Consider the following 19444-nt stretch of genomic DNA (forward strand, 5'->3'; position numbering starts at 1 on the left):
GGTTTAAGGCTGTGGGCGTTGCATCCGTGGTGGTTTTGAAAATATTTATTCCTATCGCCGCGATGGCGAAACCGGCCGTATGGCCAGCCTGATCTGGCTGGGTTAAGCGCTGTAACTCTCTGACTTTTCGATAAAAATTCTTGCTGTAGCGGCTGCGGATCCATATGGCAATGCGTGGCTTTCGATGCGTGTTTGCGGTCTAAGAATCCTTGCCCTGTTGAATATGCCCTCAGGCGTGCTTGCCCGGGTGATTTTTTTCAACCATTATACTGTACATATATACAGTGGTAATGAGGTGGATCATGAGTCTGGAACAGTTGCTGGAGCGCGGAGCCGTATGGCGGGCAAGTGAGGCTGCTGCCGAACCTGTTGTTGCGGGGCTTTCGTGCGGACACGCGGAGCTGGATCAGCTGCTGCAGGGGCAGGGGTTGCAATCAGGTAGCCTGGTTGAGGTGCTGTACGCGACCGAGGGTTGTGGTGAGTTACGCCTGCTGCTCCCGTTGCTGGCGGCATCGCAAGAGCGCTGGGTGCTCTGGGTTGATCCGCCGCATATCCCCTACGCGCCGGCATTGAAAGCGGCGGGGGTAGCACTGGATCGGCTCCTGCTGGTACGCAGCAATAGCCGCCGGGATCGGCTCTGGTGCATTGAGCAAGCTCTGAAAAGCGGCTGCTGCAGTGCTGTACTGGGTTGGCTGGGCGATGTGTCGCCACAGGCACTGCGACGCTTGCAGCTGGCCGCGGCCGAAGGTGACGGACTGGGGTTCATCTTCAGGCCAACGGCCTGCAAGGACCAAGCCTCGGCGGCGCCCTATCGCCTGTTGCTGGAGCCCGATCAGGCACCAGATAAACTGGCGGTTTCTGTTCTGAAACGCAGAGGCGGCTGGCCGCTGTCGCGCCGGGTGCTGTCGTTGCGCCAGCGCAGCCCTGGCAACAGAGCAGCATCTTTGGCCGCGTTGCCAGGGGCTTCAGCTGCGCGGGTGCGTCCGGGTGGATGAAAGGGCTCTGGCTATATTTGCACTTCCCGCTGCTATCACTGGAAATGCAGTGCACGGCTGATGCTTCGGAGCCCTCAATACTGCTGGACGAAGGCGCCGCCCGGGTGCTGCTGTGCAATGCCGCAGCGCGGACACAGGGGCTTGAACCTGGCATGGCGGTGGCACGGGCGCTGAGCATGGTGCCCAATGTGCGGTTGCTACCGGAGGATGCAAAGCAGGCTGAGCAGCAGTTGCAGGGTTTGGCGCTCTGGAGTGGGCGTTTCAGTGCCAGAGCCAGTCTGCAGCCACCCTGTGGTCTCCTGCTCGAGCTGGCTTCGATGCTGCGTTATTTTCGAGGCCTCGATACCTTGTGGAGCAACATTCAGCAGCAGTTGAAAACACTGGAGTTAAGCTGCATCAGCGCTACGGGACACACCCCTCTGGCCGCAAGAGTGCTGGCCCTGGATGGCGGCTTTTGTGCGGCAGATACCGCTGCGCACCTGCAGCGTTTGCAGTCGGTGCCAATCGATCGCCTGGAGCTGGATGCGAAGTTGCGTGTGCAGTTCCAAGGGTTGGGTTTTAGCCGTCTGGGGGACTTGCTGGCTTTGCCGAGCCTTGAACTGGCGCATCGTTTCGGGCCTGGTATCACGGCCTGGCTGGAGCGGCTGACGGGCCAGCGGCCGGATCCTCCCGTCTATTTCGATATGCCCGCCGCTTTTTTGCGCGAGCTGCCGCTGGCATATGAGGTGGAACGTACCGAAGCGCTGCTGTTTGGGTTACGCCGTCTGTTGTCTCAGCTCGAGGGTTTTCTGCGTGCCCACTACTGGCGGGCGCTGCGTTTGCAGCTGGAGTTGCTCCAGTCTGAAGGGCGGCAGTCGCTGGCGGTGGGACATGCAAGCGGAGCTCAGGCTGCGGATATATGGCTGGAGTTATGCCGCCTGCGACTGGAACGGTTGACGCTGGTTCGGCCAGTGATTGGTTTGCGGCTTGAAGTAACAGAATTCCGGGAGCTGGAAAGCGGCGGGGAGGATCTGTTCAGTGCAGCCAAGACGCAGGTAGTGCCGGTACAGTTGCTGAGTCGCTTGCAAATGCGTCTCGGCGAGCAGGCGCTGTATCGCGTCGTACCCTGTGAAGACCACCGTCCGGAGCTCAGCTGGAAAAAGGTTCCTCTGACGGGTGTCTTGCCGGCACAGCCGGAGACGACAGGCTTGCGGCCGCTCTGGCTGCTGGCGGCCCCCGAACCGCTTTCCCCGGCCTTGGTAGAGGGCTGCATTGAATTGTTGTCGGGGCCCGAGCGCATTGTCAGCGGCTGGTGGGATCAGCAATCGGTGCGCAGGGATTACTATGTTGGCCGCTGGCCGGATGGACGACGAGGCTGGCTGTACCACGAGTCAGCCGGTGGCTGGTATCTGCATGGCTGGTTCGGGTGAGCGCGATATGCAGGCCTGCTAGGTGGAGTTTGACTCTGTGACACTGGAATATGCCGAGTTGCACTGCCTGAGCGGCTTTAGCTTTCTGCGCGGTGCTTCCCATCCAGAAGAGCTGGTGCAGCGAGCCAGTGAACTGGGCTATCGAGCCCTGGCCCTGACCGATGAGTGTTCGGTAGCCGGTGTCGTGCGGGCCTGGGAGGCTTGCCGGGAAACCGGGCTGCAGCTGATCGTTGGCTCCGAATTTCGCCTGCAGGATGAGCGGGTGCTGATGCTGGCTCAGAACCGGCGAGGTTATGCGCAGTTATGCGAGCTGATCACTCGGGCGCGCCGGCGTGCAGCCAAGGGACAGTATCAGATCGAATGGTCAGACTTTGGGCTGCAGCCGGACTGCCTGCTGCTGTACCGTCCGGGTGCGGATCTGGATCAGGCGGCCGAGCGGGGAGCTGAACTGTCCGGGCGCTTTGTCGGGCGTTGCTGGATACTGATCGAACGTTTGCTTGGGGCTGATGATGCTGCGCGCTACGAGCAGCAGCAGTCACTGGCCCGGCAGATAGGGCTGCCGATGGTCTGTGCCAGTGCGGTTCTGATGCACCTGCCAGGCCGGCAGCGATTGCAGGATGTACTCACATCCATTCGTCTGGCTGTGCCTTTGAGCCAGGCCGGTTTTCGGCTGCAGGCTAACGCCGAACGACACCTGCGCTCCCTCAACAAGCTCAGGCGCTTGTACACCACCGAAATGCTGGATGAAACGCTGCGCATTGCCGAGCGCTGCAGTTTTGATCTGGGCGAGCTGCGCTATGAATACCCGGCCGAGCTGGTGCCCAGTGGAAAAAGTGCTGGTCAATGGCTGGCCCAGCGCGTGGAGGAGGGCGCTGCATTGCGCTTTCCAGAGGGCATGTCGGTTGCCATAGCGCGCCAGGTCGAGCACGAGCTGGCGCTTATCGCCGAGCTGGAATACGAACATTACTTTCTCACCATTGACGACATAGTCCGCTTTGCCCGTGAGCAGGGCATTCTTTGCCAGGGGCGTGGCTCGGCGGCCAACTCGGTGGTGTGCTATTGCCTGCATATTACCGAGGTGGATCCGCGCCAGGTCAATATGCTGTTTGAGCGTTTTATCTCGCGTGAGCGGGCCGAGCCGCCTGATATTGATGTCGATTTTGAACATGAGCGGCGCGAAGAGGTGATTCAGTATATCTACCGCCGCTATGGCCGGGAGCGGGCGGGAATTGCGGCTACGGTGATCTGCTATCGGCGGCGCAGCGCGTTGCGGGATGTGGGCAAGGCCCTGGGGCTGGATGCCGCTTACCTGGGCTGGTTGTACAGCCGGCTGGATCAGCGGGCGGATTACCCGCAGTGGCTAGGGCAGCTGCGTCGCTGCGGCGGGGCGGCACCTGGGCCGCAGTTTGAGCTCCTGCTGCAGCTGGTGGATGAAATCATCGGCTTTCCCCGTCACCTGTCGCAGCATGTCGGCGGCTTTGTCATTTCGGCAGGGCCTCTGTCCGAACTGGTACCTGTGGAAAATGCCGCGATGAAAGATCGCAGCCTGATTCAGTGGAACAAGGATGATCTGGAAAGTCTGGGGTTGCTGAAAGTGGATGTGTTGGCGCTGGGAATGCTCAGTGCGGTGCGCAAGACGCTGGGGTTGTTGTCGGTCAGGGATGGCAAGGTGCTGCGCATGCAGGACATTCCGCGGGAAGATCCACGGGTGTATGACATGCTGTCGCGGGCCCAGAGTGTCGGTGTGTTTCAGGTGGAGTCCAGGGCACAGATGAATATGCTGCCGCGGTTGCAGCCACGCTCTTACTACGACCTGGTGGTGCAGGTGGCCATAGTGCGCCCCGGGCCTATTCAGGGGGATATGGTGCATCCCTACCTGAAGCGGCGCGCGGGCCTTGAGTCGGTGAGCTATCCCAGTGAGGCCGTACGCCAAGTACTGGAGCGTACTCTGGGTGTGCCCATTTTTCAGGAGCAGGTGATCAGCCTGGCTGTGGTGGCTGCCGGGTTTTCCGCCGGTGAAGCGGATCAGTTGCGCCGCGCCATGGCGGCCTGGCGGCGCAGCGGTACTATCGCTGTGTACCAGAAAAAGCTGGTGGCGGGCATGCTGGCACGGGGATACAGCGATGAGTTTGCCCAGCGCATCTGTCGCCAGATTGAGGGGTTCGGTGAATACGGTTTCCCCGAATCCCACGCCGCCAGTTTTGCCCTGCTGGTGTATATATCGGCCTGGCTTAAGTGCCATGAGCCGGCGGCCTTCTGTTGTGGCTTGCTGAACAGTCAGCCCATGGGGTTCTATTCAGCGTCGCAACTGGTGCAGGACGCCCGGCGACAGGGTGTGACAGTGCGCGGGGTGGATATTAATTGCAGTGACTGGGATTCGACGCTGGAGCCGGACGGCGCATTGCGCCTGGGGTTGCGTATGGTTAAGCGGCTGTCCCGCAAGGCTGCAGAGGTTCTGCTGCGGGTGCGGCAGGCAGGGCCTTTTGTATCGGTCACCGATGCGCAGGCGCGCACTGGGCTTGATCGCGGCAGCTGGGATCTGCTGGCGGCGGCCGGTGCGCTTAATGGCTTGGCGCAACATCGTTACCAGGCGCGCTGGGAATTGCTGGCTGAGGATCCTGCACTGGCGCTGGGAGATGCCAGGGTGGCCGAAAGTGGTGCTGTGCAGCTCGGAGCGCCGGATGAGCAGGCTGATCTGGAAGAGGATTTTCGCCATCTTGGGTTAACGCTGGGGCGTCATCCGATGGCGTTGTTGCGCGAGGGGACCGCGCTCAAGGGTTGTCTGAGTGCGCAGCAGCTTGAAGCCTGCAGGCCTGGGCAGCTGGTGCGGGTGGCGGGTATCGTCACCAATCGACAGCGGCCGGGTTCGGCCTCGGGGGTGACCTTTGTGACCCTTGAGGATGAAACCGGGCAAGTGAATCTGGTGGTCTGGCGCAAAACTGCTGCAATGCAGCATCAGGCATTGCTGAGTGCTCGGTTGTTGCAGGTGTCGGGGGTGCTGGAGCGGGAGGGGGATCTTATTCATGTCATTGCCGGACGTTTGACTGATATAACCCCATATTGGCAGTCGCTGGCGCTGAATTCGCGGGATTTTCGCTGAGTCTTTTGTCACGCCTTTAACTATTGTCACTGTGGATTCTTTTGACTTGAGCGCGTCTAGCTGTCAAGTTTGTGCAGTGCACAAAAATTAACCGGAGGCGGCTATGGGAACGCGAAAGCTTAATCTTGCGCTACAGGGGGGCGGTGCCCACGGGGCTTTTACCTGGGGGGTGCTGGATCGACTGCTGGAGGAGCCAAAACTGCAATTTGATGGTGTCAGTGGTGCCAGCGCCGGCGCCATGAATGCGGTGATGCTGGCCAGCGGTCTGCAGCAGGGCGGCCATGCTGGTGCTCGCGAGCTGCTAACGCGATTCTGGAATGAGGTTTCCCTGCATGCGCTACCGGAGTTGCCAAAGGGCGCGGCAGTCGCTGGCATTGGCGAGTCGGTGGCAGACTGGATGCAGATGTTGACCTATTACCTGTCGCCCTATGACCTCAATCCGCTGGACATAAACCCGTTGCGCTCCCTGGTTGAGCGGATGGTGGATTTCGAACAGCTCCAGGCCGCCTCGCCCATTCGTCTATTTATTGCCGCAACCGATGTCCAAACCGGCAAGTTGCGGCTGTTCCGAGAGACTGAAATCAGTGCGGATCATCTGCTCGCCTCGGCTTGTCTGCCAACGCTGCACAAGGCCATCGAAATTGACGGGCGCAATTACTGGGATGGTGGCTTCAGTGGTAATCCGGTAATTTATCCGCTGATTTTTGACTGCGCCAGTGACGATGTGCTGGTCATTCTGTTACAGCCGCTGATGCGTGTCGGTACGCCCGTCAGTGCTTCTGCGATTCGTGAACGCGTCGCCGAGTTCGGCTTTCAAAGTACCTATCTGCGTGAAATGCGAGCCATCAGTTATATGCAGTTCGAGATTCGCAAGACTCCCTTTTCTCTGGGTGCCTTCGAGCGCAGGGTGCGCCGGCTGCGTTTGCACCTGATCGAATCCGATGAGCTGCTGGCAAGTCTGGATCGGGCCAGCAAGTACGATACCCGACTACACTTTCTGGAATCGCTGCGCGACCGTGGGCGGGCACAGGCTGATCGCTGGCTGGAGCAGAATGGACATTGCATCGGACGTTCGTCCAGCTGCGACCTGGGACTCTTCCTGTAACCGCTCCGGCATCTGCTCCAGGGGGGCGGGTTCTGCTGTACATATTTGGTGATTTCATCATTGTTTCCGGCAGATGGCGGCGCCTGTGCCAGGACATTCTCATGTAACCGGCCATCTAAGCGGCCATGGATACGCTTATGAAAAGAAGATCCGATCTGCGGCTGCTACTGTTGCAAATCCGCACCGAAGCCAAGGTGTGCGATGAAGAGCACCAGAGTTTCGCCAGCTACAGCGGCCTGGCGCCTGAGCAGATCGATATTCTCAATGTCTTTCATACGCCGACCTTTTCCCCTGCTGCAGCCGATGGCTACGACGCCCTGCTGGTGGGCGGCGCCAGTGAGGCCAATGTGCTGGAGCCTGAGCATTATCCCTTTGTGTCTCAGTGCGAAAAACTGTTGCGCCATGTGGTGACCACTTCGCTGCCAACCTTTGCATCCTGTTTTGGTTTTCAGCTCACGGTGCTGGCGCTCGGCGGCCGCATTGAACATAAAGAGCAGGGCTTTGAGATGGGAACCCTGGCCATTCGTCTGGCCGAGGCTGCGCAGGATGATCCGTTGTTGCATGACTGCACCGATGGCTTCGCCGCCGTATCGGTACATCGGCAATACGCAGCTCAGGTTCCGCCCGGCTGCGAGCGCCTGGCTTTCACCGAACAGTGCGTGCATGCGTTGCGGGTCCGCGGCAAGCCTTTCTGGGCCTTCCAGTTTCACCCAGAGGTAGACAAAGCCACGCTGGTGGAGCGGCTCACCCATTACCGGGATCACTATACCGAAGACGCAGGTCATCTGGAGCAGGTGCTGAGCACGGCACAGGAAACTCCGGAGTCCAATGGCCTGATGCGAAAATTTGTCGACCGGATTCTGCTGTCGTAGTCGTCATGGTTGCGCCTGAACGGGGCGGTGACAGCAGGGAGGCGGCACCTGTAGAATGAGCCCAACTGAATCGACCACTGAAGAGAGATGATGACGGACGAACATACTCAACCCTGTGATGACGAGCAGCCTCCCCGTAGTCGGGGCATTTATCTGCTGCCTAATCTGTTCACAACGGGTGCCCTTTTTTCGGGCTTTTATGCAGTAATCGCTGGAATGAACGGTGACTTCGTCAACGCGTCCATCGCCATTTTTGTGGCCATGGTACTCGATGGACTCGACGGTCGCGTGGCCCGCATGACCAATACCAGCAGTCAGTTCGGTGCCGAATACGATTCGCTGTCGGATATGGTGTCCTTTGGTGTGGCGCCGGCACTCGTGGCCTTTACCTGGGCGCTGGACAGCGTAGGCAAGATCGGCTGGTTTGCCGCTTTCATCTATGTCGCCTGTGCGGCCCTGCGGCTGGCGCGCTTTAATACCCAGATTGGCTCAGTCGACAAAAAATACTTTATCGGTTTGCCGAGCCCTGCGGCGGCGGCGGCGGTGGCGGGTCTCGTCTGGGCCAGCTCGGAGTTTGAGGTAGAGCCTGGGCCTTTGGCCTATGTGGTTGCGGCTTTTGTGGCTTGCTGCGGTTTGCTGATGGTCAGCAACGTGCTCTATTACAGCTTCAAAGACGTGGATTTCAAAGGCAAGGTGCCCTTTATGATCCTGGCCGGTATTGTGCTGGTGATAGGTGTTATCTCCATCAGCCCGGCAACATTCCTGTGGCTGCTGTTCCTGCTGTATCTGCTGTCCGGCCCGCTACTCTGGCTGTGGCGCAAACGCAAGGCACTCTGAGGCTCCAGTTCCGCTCCACTGTGACGTGATAATTGACGGACCTGTGCTGGATTCACCCTGCAAATGACAGTAAAAGCTGTTTTCAGGGAGGGTTCAGTCAGGGGTTCTAGGCTAAGGGCTAACTTATCGCAGTGCCCGCTGGGCCCGGCAATTTGCTGAATTTCACGCAGGGAACGGAACATGCTGATTAAAAGAAGATCCCCGATAAAATCCTCCGATATTACGTCGGAATCTGTGTATGTGAATCGGCGTCGATTCCTGCAGGGCCTGGCAGGTACCACCGCGCTGGCATTGACCGAAGGCGCTTCAGCAATTCCGGCCTACAGCCTGGATAAGGATCAGCCAAAGTATCCCGGGCCCGACTGGCTGCAGGGCGCACTGCGTGACAGTGTCCGCAATGAGGCTTTTTCCACCGCTGAAAAACCCGCACCCTACGGCAATATCATTACCCACAACAACTTCTATGAATTCGGGCTCGGTAAACAGGATCCGTCGCAACGGGCACAAGCGTTCAAAACCGATCCCTGGAAAGTTGAAATTGCCGGTGAGGTGAACAAGCCTGGCGTTTATAATCTCGAAGACCTGCTCAAGCCCCACGCGCTGGAAGAGCGAATTTATCGCCTGCGTTGTGTTGAGGCCTGGTCCATGGTCATTCCCTGGATGGGTTTTCCGCTGGGTGATCTGCTCAAGCGTTTTGAGCCTACCTCCAAAGCCAAGTACGTCGAGTTCACTACATTGCAGGATTCGGATCAGATGCCCGGACAGCGGTCATTCTTCTCGACGCTGGACTGGCCTTATGTCGAAGGCCTGCGCATGGATGAAGCCATGCACCCGCTCACGCTGCTCGCGGTAGGGTTGTACGGTAACGCCTTGCCGCCGCAAAATGGCGCGCCCTTTCGGCTGGTTGTACCCTGGAAATACGGCTTCAAGAGCATCAAGTCGATCGTCAAGATTCGCTTGGTGGAAGAGATGCCCGGGACATCCTGGAATCGCACCGCCTCGGGTGAGTATGGCTTCTATGCCAACGTGAATCCGAGGGTTGACCATCCGCGCTGGAGTCAGGCAACTGAGCGGCGCCTGCCATCATCACTGTTTTCTCCCAATATAATCGATACCTTGCCTTTTAACGGTTACGCGGATGACGTGGCTAGCCTGTACAGCGACATGGATTTGCAGCAGTGGTTCTGACCGATATCAGAAGCCGGGCCCTGAAACCGCTGGCACTCTGGTGGCTGGTGTTCATGCTGCCGTTACTGCCGCTGGCGTGGCTGTTTGAACAGGCGTGGACCATGAATCTGGGGGCTGATCCTGCCCAGGCGATCGTCAAGTTCACCGGGCTCTGGACGCTGCGCCTGTTGTGGATAACTCTGGCCGTGACGCCGCTGCGCCGGATCTTTCACTGGGGCTGGCTGCAGCGCTACCGCCGCATGCTGGGTCTTTATGTGCTCTTCTATGCCATGGTTCACCTGCTGGCCTTCGCTACCTTTATTCTGGGGTGGCGACCGGATCTGCTGTGGCGTGAACTGAGTGAGCGGCCCTATATAGTGGTGGGTTCGCTGGCTTTGCTGCTGTTGATCCCGCTGGGGATCACCTCAACCCGAGGCATGCAGCGTCGGCTGGGCGCACGCTGGGTCAAACTGCACCGCCTGGTGTATGTGATCGCTTTGCTGGCGATGGTGCATTTCATCTGGCAGATCCGCAGTTCTTTTGAAGATCAGCTGCTGTATGGCGTCATTCTGGCCGCATTGCTGGGGTATCGCATCTGGATGCGGCGCCGCTCCCTCAAGCGCAAAAGCCGCTGAGGCAATCGCTTCGGCATCTTGTCGGCGATTTTATGTTCGATAATCGCCTGATTTTCCTCATTCTGTTTCCTCCGCTTTTCGCACTGCTTTCGTATTTCTGGAAAGGCGTCCCCTGGCTTGAGCCACGGTCCTGATTAGCCTGTCGCGGCTCACAAGTCGGCGGGCTTCGGCTATACCTGTAGCATCCATTGTTAATGTGAAAGGGAGGCGTCAAATGTCGGACCCCAAAAAAAACGGGCTGTTCAAGGCCGCACTCAGTGCGTTGGCGGCGATGTTTGGCGTCCAGTCAGAACGTAATCGACAAGAAGATTTTTCATCTGGCTCGCCGCTGCGCTATCTGCTGACCGGCGTTCTGATGGTGGCATTATTTGTCGTCGGCGTAATTTTACTGGTGCGTTTGGCCCTTATGCTGGCAGGAGGCTGATCCAACCTTGCATTCCCGGGCAGGCTGCTATACTCACTCTTAACCAAGTGATCTGGTAGGGAAAATTCCGCATGATCGTAACACTTGGGCGGTTCTGCAGACTTCGTGAGAGGCCCGGTAAATGATAAAAAGAGTCTGGCTCCTGCCATGGATAGGATTGTTTCTTTCCCTGCCGGCCAAAGCCGCCTGGGAAGTGAATATCACGCCGGGAGCGACTGCGATCTCGCGTGAAGTTTACGACCTTCACATGATTATTTTTTGGATTTGCGTCGCCATCGGGGTTGTGGTGTTCGGCGTGATGTTCTGGTCCATCTTCCATCATCGGAAATCCCGCGGCGCCGAGGCGCGTAACTTCCACGAAAATACAGCGGTAGAGATTCTCTGGACGCTGATCCCCTTTGTTATCCTTATCGCCATGGCGATCCCCGCCACAGCGACCCTGATCAAGATGTACGACAATACCGATTCCGATATTGATATTCAGGTAACTGGCTATCAATGGAAATGGCGTTATCAATATTTGGGTCAGGACATTGATTTCTTCTCATCCCTGTCCACACCGCGAGAGCAAATCAATAATGAAGCCGCCAAAGGTGAGAATTATCTGCTGGAGGTCGATAACCCTCTGGTACTGCCGGTTGGCCAGAAAGTACGTTTCCTGTTTACCGCTGCCGATGTTATCCATTCCTGGTGGGTGCCGGATCTTGCTGTAAAGAAAGACGCCATACCCGGGTTTATCAACGAATCCTGGGCCATTCCTGAAGAACCCGGCATCTACCGTGGGCAATGTACCGAACTGTGCGGCCGCGACCATGGTTTCATGCCTATAGTGGTTGAAGTCAAATCTCAGGCCGATTTTGACCTGTGGCTGGCTGATACGCGCAACGCAGCCCAGGCGCAGGCGGCTGCCGCAAGCGAGGAATGGACGCTGGAACAGCTGATGGAGCGGGGCGAACAGGTCTACAACACCAGCTGTGCGGCCTGTCATCAGGCGACCGGACAGGGCATCCCCGGAGCCTTCCCGGCGCTGGTCGGCAGCCCCATGGTGACGACCGATATAGATGCACATATCAATATCGTTTTGCACGGCAAGGCAGGTACCGCAATGCAGGCCTTCGGGGCCCAGTTGAATGCGGTCGATCTGGCGGCTGTTATTACCTATGAGCGTAATGCCTGGGGCAATGATACTGGTGACAGTGTCAGCCCGCAGCGAATTACCGAACTGCAGCAGTAGGAGGGGAACATGGACACTACGCTCAGTGTGGATTCTACCGAACATGGTCACGGGCCGGCCAAGGGCCTGGGACGCTGGTTCTTTACCACCAACCACAAGGATATAGGGACACTCTACCTCTGGTTCAGCTTGTTGATGTTCCTCACCGGCGGCTGTATGGCGCTGATGATACGAGCAGAGCTGTTTCAGCCGGGCTTGCAGCTGGTACAGCCGGAATTTTTTAACCAGATGACCACCATGCATGGTCTGATCATGGTGTTTGGTGCCGTCATGCCGGCCTTTGTCGGCCTGGCTAACTGGATGATTCCTATCATGGTGGGAGCGCCGGACATGGCGCTGCCGCGCATGAACAACTGGAGCTTCTGGATACTGCCCTTCGCCTTCTCGCTGATGCTCTCCACGCTCTTTATGGAGGGCGGTGGTCCCAACTTCGGCTGGACATTCTACGCGCCGCTTTCAACCACCTATGCGCCGCCGAGCGTGACCTTCTTTATCTTTGCGGTTCACATGATGGGTTTCAGTTCGATCATGGGGGCGATTAACATTATTGCCACCATCCTTAACATGCGCGCGCCTGGCATGACGATGATGAAGCTGCCGCTGTTCGTCTGGACCTGGCTGATTACGGCCTTTCTGCTGATAGCGGTCATGCCGGTACTGGCCGGTGTGGTGACCATGATGCTGATGGATATCCACTTTGGCACCAGCTTCTTTAATGCCGCCGGCGGCGGTGATCCGGTGCTGTTCCAGCATGTGTTCTGGTTCTTCGGCCATCCCGAGGTCTACATCATGATCTTGCCGGCCTTCGGCATTGTCAGCGAAATCATACCGACTTTCGCCCGCAAGAAACTGTTTGGCTATGCCTCCATGGTGTATGCAACCTCGTCCATCGCCCTGCTGTCCTTCCTGGTCTGGGCGCACCACATGTTTACGGTTGGCCTGCCGCTGGCGGGCGAGTTGTTCTTCATGTACGCGACCATGCTGATTGCTGTGCCGACCGGGGTGAAGGTATTCAACTGGGTGGCCACCATGTTCCATGGCTCCATGACCTTCGAGACTCCCATGCTGTTCGCGCTGGCTTTCGTGGTGCTATTTACCATCGGTGGCTTTTCCGGTCTGATGCTGGCCATTGCTCCGGCTGATTTCCAGTACCACGACACCTACTTCGTGGTGGCGCATTTCCACTATGTACTGGTGCCGGGTGCCATCTTCTCGATCATGGCGGGGGCCTATTATTGGCTGCCCAAGTGGACGGGTCACATGCTCAACGAGCGTCTTGGCAAGGCACACTTCTGGCTCAGCTTTATCGGTGTCAACGTTACCTTCTTCCCGATGCACTTCCTCGGTTTGGCGGGCATGCCCCGGCGTATTCCGGACTATGCGCTGCAGTTTGCTGATTTTAATGCTGTGGCCAGTGTTGGTGCCTTTATCTTCGGCCTCTCTCAGCTGCTGTTTGTGTACAACATCATCAGCTGCATTCGCGGCGGTGAGCGGGCTACGGATCAGGTATGGGAGGGCTCCCACGGGCTGGAATGGACGCTGCCATCGCCCGCACCCTATCACACCTTTACCCAGCCCCCGGTGATCAAGTAACGGCGGGAGGTTTGGCGGATGGATGCTCTAGGACGCAAGAACAGACGGCTGGTACTGCAGCTGGTGCTTGGCGGTATCTTAATGTTTGGCTTTGGTTTTGCTCTGGTGCCGCTCTACGACGTTTTCTGTCGTATTACTGGACTCAACGGCAAAATTACCAATACAGGCCCGATAGCCGCGGAAGAGGCGGATACCAGTCGAGATATACGGGTGCAGTTTATCGGTATAAACAACGAGGCTATGCCCTGGGAGTTTCGCCCTACGTTGAATACGGTGTCGGTGAATCCCGGAGAAATGCGTCAGATGGCGTATTTTGCCCGTAATCCGACGTCTGCCCGCATGGTGGCCCAGGCTATTCCCTCGGTGACTCCCGCCGAGGCTGCCCAGTACCTGCACAAGGTCAGCTGTTTTTGCTTCGATCAGCAGGCTCTCGATGCGGATGAAGATATGGAGATGCCGCTGCTTTTTGTGATCGATAAAAAGCTGCCGGCCGATATTCATACGATCACGCTTTCGTACACCCTGTTCGATATCACTCCGCGCCTGTCCACCGGGCAAATAATAAAAGATGACACACAGAGGTCGACGCTATGAGTTCTGCAGCGTATTACGTACCGAATCAAAGTCGCTGGCCGATACTGGCCTCCATCGCGCTCTTTCTGATGGCCGTCGGTGCCGGAAGCCTGATCAATGACATGAGCGCCGAGAAATCCGGCGGAGTGGGTGTCTGGTCTTTGCTGCTTGGTGCTCTGTGCATGATGGCGATTTTGTTTGGCTGGTTTCGCAACGTGATCAACGAAAGCATGTCGGGACTCTATAACGAGCAGATGGATCGCTCATACCGCTGGGGCATGAGCTGGTTTATTTTTTCTGAGTTGATGTTTTTTGCGGCCTTTTTTGGAACTCTGTTCTACGTTCGCAATCTCGCTGTTCCCTGGCTGGGTGGTGAAGGCGAGAAGGGGGTTTCCAATATGCTGTGGGAGGGTTTCCAGGCGCAATGGCCACTGATGACGACGCCGGACATGGAGGCATTTCCGGGCCCGCAGCAGGTCATTGACCCCTGGCACTTGCCGCTGATCAATACCATTTTGCTGGTGTCTTCAAGCTTTACCGTGACAGTGGCTCACAAGGCGCTGAAGATGGGTGAGCGCAGCCGTATCGTGCTGTGGCTGGCGATTACCGTGCTGCTGGGAGCTGCGTTTCTGGTATTTCAGGCGTATGAGTATATCGAGGCCTACCATGATCTTGGCCTGACGCTGCATGCCGGTGTCTACGGGGCCACCTTCTTTATTCTCACAGGCTTTCATGGTTTGCACGTTACCCTGGGCAGTGTGATGCTGATCATTATGTGGCTGCGGGTGTTGCGCGGGCATTTTGATGCCGATAACCACTTCGCCTTCGAAGCGGTTAACTGGTATTGGCATTTTGTGGATGTCGTCTGGGTGGGTCTCTTTCTGTTTGTGTACATTATCTGATGCAGTGGCAGTGGCGGCCCTCAGCGATTAAGCCAGGGGGCGTGACTGCCCAGTTCGCCGGTGTAAAAGCCGTACAGCAACACCAGAAGAAGTAGTACGCTGAATCCTACCCGCAGGAATAGCGAGTTGACTGTGCGATTGGAACGGCCACTGTCTGTTAGCAGGAAGTAGAGGCCACAGAAAAGGCTGATTAGGATAGCGACAAACAGGACGGCGATCAGAGGTTTGAGGAGCATTCAGGTTATCCGCAAAGAGTATGGGATGAGTAAAGGCGACAGACGGCCAGGTTTCAAGTGGCTTCTGCTACTCAGTGCGTTATTGCTGCTACCACTATTGCTGTATCTGGGTAGCTGGCAGTTAGACCGTGCGGCAGAAAAAGAACAGCTCCTTAACGCCTGGAATGACGACAGCGTTATAGTCACACAGCTGTCGCAGTTGCATGACCTGGGCGCCAGACGCCTGTTGCAGGCACAGCTGGAGGGCGAGTTGCTGCCAGGGCAGTGGCTACTGCTGGATAACCGCACCCGTGGCGGCCATGCCGGCTATGAACTCATTGGCCTGCTGCAAACGCCGCAAGGTTCTGCTCTGCTACCGGTCAATCTTGGCTGGATAAAGGCTTCTACCGATCGATCCCAACTTCCGACTATCCAGTTCCCCGAATTGCCATCCTCCTTTTCCGGTCGCATGCATCGTGTAGAGCCTGCCTTTGTGCTGGCGCAAGACGCCTGGCCTCCAGGTTGGCCGCTCAGAGTTCAAACGCTGGATGTTGAAAGGTTAGAGTCTGTTGTAAAGCAGCCAGTGCTACCCTGGGTTCTGGAGGTGGTTGAACCTGTGGACAAGCGTCTGACAACAGACTGGCCGCTGGCTTCATTAAAGCCTGAACGGCATTTGGGTTATGCGGTGCAGTGGTTCGCGATGGCCATAGCTCTGTTCATTTTGCTGCTCTGGTATTGGCGCAATACGTTAAGCAAGGGAGTGAATGATTGATGCGTAAAAGCACCTTCTGGTGGGTTTTTGTTGTGGCTGCAGGACCTATGTTACTGGCCATGTTCATGTATTTTACGGGTGTCGGTATTCCGCTCGGGCGTACCCACCACGGAGAGCTTATCGCCGATGGCAGTTCGGTGAATGACTGGTCACTGGCAACGTCATCCGGGGAACCATGGCAGATGAGTGAGCACTGGCAGTTAATGCTTACTCAGCCGCCAGGCTGTGCAGACTGCAGTGACTGGGTAGAAAAAATGCCCAATCTTCATACGGCGCTCGGCAAGGAGCGGGATCGGGTGGAATGGCACCAGGTGCTGCCGGCCCCTGCCGACAGTGGTCTTGTGAGTGAAGATCTGTCTCAGCTTGGGGCGGCGGTGTGGGTCGTTGATCCACTGGGAAACCTGGTGTTGCGGTATGACCTGACGCAGGAGCCCCAGGCTGTGCTGGATGACCTGCGCAAGTTACTCAAACTCTCGAAACTGGGCTGACGCTGGAGGCTGACTATGCCGCAACGCTCCGCATCCGTGTTACTGGTTAATTTCGCCGTGGTGCTAGCCCTGCTGGTAGTGATGCTGGGAGGCTGGACCCGCATTAACGATGCCGGCCTTGGGTGCCCAGACTGGCCCGGCTGCTACGGTCATATAGTGTTGCCAGGCTCGGAGGAGGCTTTGGCTCAGGCTCAGGAGCTGTATCCGGATCAGCCGCTGGAGGCTAGCAAGGGCTGGCTGGAAATGGTCCACCGTTACGCCGCCAGTAGCCTGGGCTTGCTCGTGCTGCTTCTGGCCTGGTTGGGCTGGAAGCGGCGAGCTGATACCTCATACCCCGTTAAGCTCGGTATAGCGCTGCTGATTCTGGTCTGTGTGCAGGGTGCCTTCGGTATGTGGACAGTGACACTGAAACTGCTGCCTATAGTCGTCACGCTACATTTGCTCGGGGGCCTCGCGATTCTGTCACTGCTTGTTCTGTTGCGCTTTCGCGTCTTGCACTGGCACCGGGCTGTGCAGCAACCGGATGTGTCACAGGCGGCACCGCCAGGCAGGCGTCAGGGTAAAGGCTGGATCACGCTGGCGACCGCAGTACTCTTTATGCAGATTGCACTGGGTGGTTGGACCAGCGCCAATTACGCCGGTTGGGCCTGTACCGACTGGCTGCAATGCGAGCAGGGTGAGGCTGTGTCGCTGGATTTTGCTGCCGGCTTTACGCCTGCGCTCGAGACAGGTCCCAATTATCAGGGTGGGCATATGCCGCGTGAGGCTCGCGCTGCAGTGCAGATGACGCACAGGGCAGGAGCTGCAGTGGTGCTGGTTCTGATTGCACTCATGATCTGGCGTTTGGGTAGAGCAGGCTGGCCCAAACCTGCCCTGGTGACAGTTACATTACTTGTTGTCGCCCAGATTGGCCTGGGCATCGCAAATATCATCTATGCTGTTCCTATCCCGCTGGCAATGGCACATCACGGTGGCGCTGTAGTTCTGCTACTCAGCCTGGTGTGGTTATCCCAGCAGGATCTCGTTGTTGACAAGGAGACTGTCTATGCCTGTGCGCAAAGCTGTTGAGACTGCCCATTCTCATGTGACCTGGCGGGATTATCTTGAACTGTGCAAACCACGTGTCGTAGCTGTGATGCTGCTAACGGTATTGGTTGGCATGGGACTGGCCCGACCTGAAATTCCCTCCCTTGGGCTGATGTTGGTAACTTTGCTGGGGGTCGCTATGGCGTCTGGCTCAGCTGCAGCAGTTAATCATGTGATGGATCGGCATATCGATGAAAACATGGCCCGCACCCGCGGCCGCCCGCTGCCGAGCGGGAAAATGAGCGCACAGCAGGCACTGCTGTTCGCCGCCACTATGGGTACTTTGGGTATCGGTGTGCTGGCGCTCTGGGTCAATCCGCTGACGGCCTGGCTCACGCTGCTATCTCTGATAGGTTATGCGTTTGTCTATACGATGTTTCTCAAGCGCGCGACGCCACAGAATATCGTTATCGGTGGCGTCGCAGGTGCAGCTCCGCCATTGCTGGGCTGGACTGCGGTGTCCGGGGTAATGGAACCTAATGGTTTGCTGTTGGTACTGATTATTTTTGCCTGGACGCCGCCACATTTCTGGGCGCTGTGCATTGCGCGCAAGGAGGATTACATCAAGGCAGGTATTCCGATGCTGCCCGTGACTCACGGTGAGAGTTTCACCCGGTTGCAGATCATGCTCTATACGATGCTCATGATTGCCACTACGGCACTGCCTTTCCTGACGGGCATGAGTGGGGTGCTCTACCTGGCGGGGATCTCACTGTTAAATCTGCGTTTCCTGCAATGGGCCTGGCGGGTCATGCATGCCGGCGATAACCGCGAGATCCCCATGCAGATGTTCCGTTACAGCATCCGCTATATCATGCTGCTGTTTGCTCTATTGCTGGTGGATCACTACGTAATCTTTACCTTCTAAATGCTGTCACAAAGTATGACAGTAAGATCTACACTGTCAGTGAGTTTGGTGAAGGGCTTCTCGGGATTGGCCTGAGGTTGGCTCATAGGATATAGCCTCGAATATTACGGAAGATCGTTCAGGGCTAAGAAGAGGGGAGTGCCATATATGTTCCTGCAACACATGATGGGTATGCTGTATCACCCTAAGGAAGAGTGGGGGTCGATACGCAAGGAGCAATACACAACGCTGCACGTCTTTTTATCCCAGATCAGTATTCTGGCCGCTATTCCTGCTGTATCTCTGTTCATAGGCACGACACAGGTAGGCTGGAGTATTGTCGGTGGTAACTACGTTAAGCTGGAAGTTGCCAGTGCGCTGCCAGTGGCGATCGCGTTCTATTTTGCCATGTGGGCTGCCGTTGGTTTTATCGCCTACGCGGTGCACTGGATGGAAAAAACCTACGGCGGCAATGTATCTATGGATGAGTGCACTGTACTCACCACCTTTACAGCGACCCCGTTGTTTCTCACGGGCTTGGCAGGCCTGTATCCGATGCTCTGGTTTAATGTGATTGTTGGCATGATTGCGCTGAGCTATACCGTATATCTGCTGTTCACCGGTGTGCCTGTGATCATGCAGATACCGGAAGATCGCGCTTTCTTCTTTTCGGCCTCGATTCTGACCGTCGGACTCTGTGTGCTGGTAGGTGTGCTGGCCGTCTCCGCCATTCTGTGGGGTACCTATATTCCTCTCAGCTATACGTCTGGCTAGTCATGCAGCAATGTCTATATAGCAAAAGGCGCCTGATTCAGGCGCCTTTTGCTATATAGAGGCTTTGAATCTGTGACTATTGGTTCTTGGTTCTTGGTTCTTGGTTCTTGAATCTGGGCGTGACGTGCGGCAGTTTTGCGGGCGGTGTGAAGGGAGGTGTGGATGCTGGTGGTTAACCACTGTATGCCTAGCGATCCATATTGCACTGTGATGATGGGCTTTTGGCCCAAAATCAGCCTTTTTGGGTTTTATTACAGTTAATTGTAAAAGGGTTGTTGACTCTGATCGGGGGCAATGTAGAATGCGCACCTCGCTTAGGGAAAGCGGCTTTAACAGCCACCGAACAGAGCGAGCAAGTCGGAAGTAAGTGGTTGATTTTCAAGTGTTTAGCTTGATAAATTGGCCGGCAGTATCGG

The 19444-nt window shown here is 57.0% G+C and carries 20 protein-coding genes; 19 read left to right on the forward strand and 1 reads right to left on the reverse strand.

Annotated features, from left to right (window positions below; all coding sequences use genetic code 11):
• Window positions 1–43: 43 nt before the first annotated feature.
• The 14 genes from MPRO_RS26710 to MPRO_RS19215 all read left to right on the forward strand — a co-directional run bounded on the left by MPRO_RS26710 (window position 44) and on the right by MPRO_RS19215 (window position 14846).
• Window positions 44–106: a laccase domain-containing protein gene (locus MPRO_RS26710; RefSeq protein WP_500778574.1), complete on the forward strand. Its 63-nt coding sequence runs from the start codon at window positions 44–46 to the stop codon at window positions 104–106.
• Between the two features lie 196 nt (window positions 107–302).
• Window positions 303–995 (forward strand): translesion DNA synthesis-associated protein ImuA, encoded by a 693-nt coding sequence (gene imuA / locus MPRO_RS19155; RefSeq protein ID WP_067296798.1) that lies wholly within the window; start codon window positions 303–305, stop codon window positions 993–995.
• The gene (locus tag MPRO_RS19160; RefSeq protein ID WP_067296801.1) at window positions 992–2404 is read left to right on the forward strand and encodes a Y-family DNA polymerase; all 1413 of its coding nucleotides are present in this window, start codon (window positions 992–994) and stop codon (window positions 2402–2404) included. The genes imuA and MPRO_RS19160 overlap by 4 nt, the downstream gene beginning before the upstream one ends.
• A gap of 37 nt (window positions 2405–2441) precedes the next feature.
• Window positions 2442–5504, forward strand: coding sequence for an error-prone DNA polymerase (locus tag MPRO_RS19165; RefSeq protein ID WP_067296863.1), 3063 nt, complete (start codon window positions 2442–2444; stop codon window positions 5502–5504).
• Window positions 5505–5607: 103 nt separating this feature from the next.
• Complete coding sequence (locus MPRO_RS19170) at window positions 5608–6609, forward strand: patatin-like phospholipase family protein (protein WP_067296805.1); 1002 nt, start codon at window positions 5608–5610, stop codon at window positions 6607–6609.
• Window positions 6610–6746: 137 nt separating this feature from the next.
• Entirely contained in the window at window positions 6747–7481 is a 735-nt protein-coding gene (locus tag MPRO_RS19175) for a type 1 glutamine amidotransferase (RefSeq protein WP_173645525.1), read from the forward strand.
• A 90-nt stretch (window positions 7482–7571) separates the two neighbouring features.
• Window positions 7572–8318, forward strand: coding sequence for a CDP-diacylglycerol--serine O-phosphatidyltransferase (gene pssA, locus MPRO_RS19180; protein ID WP_082708981.1), 747 nt, complete (start codon window positions 7572–7574; stop codon window positions 8316–8318).
• Window positions 8319–8498: 180 nt separating this feature from the next.
• Window positions 8499–9506, forward strand: coding sequence for a protein-methionine-sulfoxide reductase catalytic subunit MsrP (gene msrP, locus MPRO_RS19185; RefSeq protein ID WP_067296817.1), 1008 nt, complete (start codon window positions 8499–8501; stop codon window positions 9504–9506).
• Entirely contained in the window at window positions 9497–10120 is a 624-nt protein-coding gene (gene msrQ, locus MPRO_RS19190) for a protein-methionine-sulfoxide reductase heme-binding subunit MsrQ (protein ID WP_082708978.1), read from the forward strand. The genes msrP and msrQ overlap by 10 nt, the downstream gene beginning before the upstream one ends.
• A gap of 214 nt (window positions 10121–10334) precedes the next feature.
• Complete coding sequence (locus MPRO_RS19195) at window positions 10335–10544, forward strand: DUF2970 domain-containing protein (protein WP_067296821.1); 210 nt, start codon at window positions 10335–10337, stop codon at window positions 10542–10544.
• 121 nt (window positions 10545–10665) lie between these two features.
• Entirely contained in the window at window positions 10666–11778 is a 1113-nt protein-coding gene (gene coxB / locus MPRO_RS19200; protein WP_067296824.1) for a cytochrome c oxidase subunit II, read from the forward strand.
• 9 nt (window positions 11779–11787) lie between these two features.
• Window positions 11788–13371 carry a cytochrome c oxidase subunit I gene (gene ctaD / locus MPRO_RS19205; protein WP_067296828.1) on the forward strand — a complete coding sequence of 528 codons (1584 nt, stop codon included), beginning with the start codon at window positions 11788–11790 and terminating at the stop codon, window positions 13369–13371.
• 18 nt (window positions 13372–13389) lie between these two features.
• Complete coding sequence (locus tag MPRO_RS19210) at window positions 13390–13965, forward strand: cytochrome c oxidase assembly protein (RefSeq protein ID WP_067296831.1); 576 nt, start codon at window positions 13390–13392, stop codon at window positions 13963–13965.
• Window positions 13962–14846, forward strand: a complete 885-nt coding sequence (locus MPRO_RS19215; RefSeq protein WP_067296835.1) for a cytochrome c oxidase subunit 3 — start codon at window positions 13962–13964, stop codon at window positions 14844–14846. Before MPRO_RS19210 ends, MPRO_RS19215 begins: the two co-directional genes overlap by 4 nt.
• A 20-nt stretch (window positions 14847–14866) precedes the next feature.
• Here the strand turns inward: MPRO_RS19215 and MPRO_RS19220 are convergent, their stop codons facing one another.
• Window positions 14867–15082 carry a twin transmembrane helix small protein gene (locus tag MPRO_RS19220; RefSeq protein ID WP_067296838.1) on the reverse strand — a complete coding sequence of 72 codons (216 nt, stop codon included), beginning with the start codon at window positions 15080–15082 and terminating at the stop codon, window positions 14867–14869.
• 25 nt (window positions 15083–15107) lie between these two features.
• On the opposite strand from MPRO_RS19220, the gene MPRO_RS19225 reads away from it, so the two are divergent.
• From MPRO_RS19225 to MPRO_RS19245, 5 genes are all read left to right on the forward strand, one after another.
• Window positions 15108–15833, forward strand: coding sequence for an SURF1 family protein (locus tag MPRO_RS19225; RefSeq protein WP_067296841.1), 726 nt, complete (start codon window positions 15108–15110; stop codon window positions 15831–15833).
• Complete coding sequence (locus MPRO_RS19230) at window positions 15833–16321, forward strand: redox-active disulfide-containing membrane protein (RefSeq protein ID WP_067296845.1); 489 nt, start codon at window positions 15833–15835, stop codon at window positions 16319–16321. The genes MPRO_RS19225 and MPRO_RS19230 overlap by 1 nt, the downstream gene beginning before the upstream one ends.
• Before the next feature lie 15 nt (window positions 16322–16336).
• Window positions 16337–17389 (forward strand): COX15/CtaA family protein, encoded by a 1053-nt coding sequence (locus MPRO_RS19235; RefSeq protein WP_067296848.1) that lies wholly within the window; start codon window positions 16337–16339, stop codon window positions 17387–17389.
• Window positions 17367–18275 (forward strand): heme o synthase, encoded by a 909-nt coding sequence (gene cyoE / locus MPRO_RS19240; RefSeq protein WP_067296851.1) that lies wholly within the window; start codon window positions 17367–17369, stop codon window positions 18273–18275. Before MPRO_RS19235 ends, cyoE begins: the two co-directional genes overlap by 23 nt.
• 147 nt (window positions 18276–18422) lie before the next feature.
• The gene (locus MPRO_RS19245) at window positions 18423–19028 is read left to right on the forward strand and encodes a Yip1 family protein (protein WP_067296855.1); all 606 of its coding nucleotides are present in this window, start codon (window positions 18423–18425) and stop codon (window positions 19026–19028) included.
• Window positions 19029–19444: the final 416 nt, after the last annotated feature.

Origin of the sequence: Marinobacterium profundum (assembly GCF_001528745.1) — a bacterium.
GTDB classification, from domain to species: domain Bacteria; phylum Pseudomonadota; class Gammaproteobacteria; order Pseudomonadales; family Balneatricaceae; genus Marinobacterium_A; species Marinobacterium_A profundum.

Bases quoted from the DNA above. Each gene is read 5' to 3' on its own strand.
- imuA (WP_067296798.1), top strand. From the start codon at position 303: ATGAGTCTGGAACAGTTGCTGGAGCGCGGAGCCGTATGGCGGGCAAGT.
- MPRO_RS19160 (WP_067296801.1), top strand. From the start codon at position 992: ATGAAAGGGCTCTGGCTATATTTGCACTTCCCGCTGCTATCACTGGAA.
- MPRO_RS19170 (WP_067296805.1), top strand. From the start codon at position 5,608: ATGGGAACGCGAAAGCTTAATCTTGCGCTACAGGGGGGCGGTGCCCAC.
- MPRO_RS19175 (WP_173645525.1), top strand. From the start codon at position 6,747: ATGAAAAGAAGATCCGATCTGCGGCTGCTACTGTTGCAAATCCGCACC.
- pssA (WP_082708981.1), top strand. From the start codon at position 7,572: ATGACGGACGAACATACTCAACCCTGTGATGACGAGCAGCCTCCCCGT.
- msrP (WP_067296817.1), top strand. From the start codon at position 8,499: ATGCTGATTAAAAGAAGATCCCCGATAAAATCCTCCGATATTACGTCG.
- MPRO_RS19195 (WP_067296821.1), top strand. From the start codon at position 10,335: ATGTCGGACCCCAAAAAAAACGGGCTGTTCAAGGCCGCACTCAGTGCG.
- coxB (WP_067296824.1), top strand. From the start codon at position 10,666: ATGATAAAAAGAGTCTGGCTCCTGCCATGGATAGGATTGTTTCTTTCC.
- ctaD (WP_067296828.1), top strand. From the start codon at position 11,788: ATGGACACTACGCTCAGTGTGGATTCTACCGAACATGGTCACGGGCCG.
- MPRO_RS19210 (WP_067296831.1), top strand. From the start codon at position 13,390: ATGGATGCTCTAGGACGCAAGAACAGACGGCTGGTACTGCAGCTGGTG.
- MPRO_RS19215 (WP_067296835.1), top strand. From the start codon at position 13,962: ATGAGTTCTGCAGCGTATTACGTACCGAATCAAAGTCGCTGGCCGATA.
- MPRO_RS19220 (WP_067296838.1), bottom strand. From the start codon at position 15,082: ATGCTCCTCAAACCTCTGATCGCCGTCCTGTTTGTCGCTATCCTAATC.
- MPRO_RS19225 (WP_067296841.1), top strand. From the start codon at position 15,108: ATGAGTAAAGGCGACAGACGGCCAGGTTTCAAGTGGCTTCTGCTACTC.
- MPRO_RS19230 (WP_067296845.1), top strand. From the start codon at position 15,833: ATGCGTAAAAGCACCTTCTGGTGGGTTTTTGTTGTGGCTGCAGGACCT.
- MPRO_RS19235 (WP_067296848.1), top strand. From the start codon at position 16,337: ATGCCGCAACGCTCCGCATCCGTGTTACTGGTTAATTTCGCCGTGGTG.
- cyoE (WP_067296851.1), top strand. From the start codon at position 17,367: ATGCCTGTGCGCAAAGCTGTTGAGACTGCCCATTCTCATGTGACCTGG.
- MPRO_RS19245 (WP_067296855.1), top strand. From the start codon at position 18,423: ATGTTCCTGCAACACATGATGGGTATGCTGTATCACCCTAAGGAAGAG.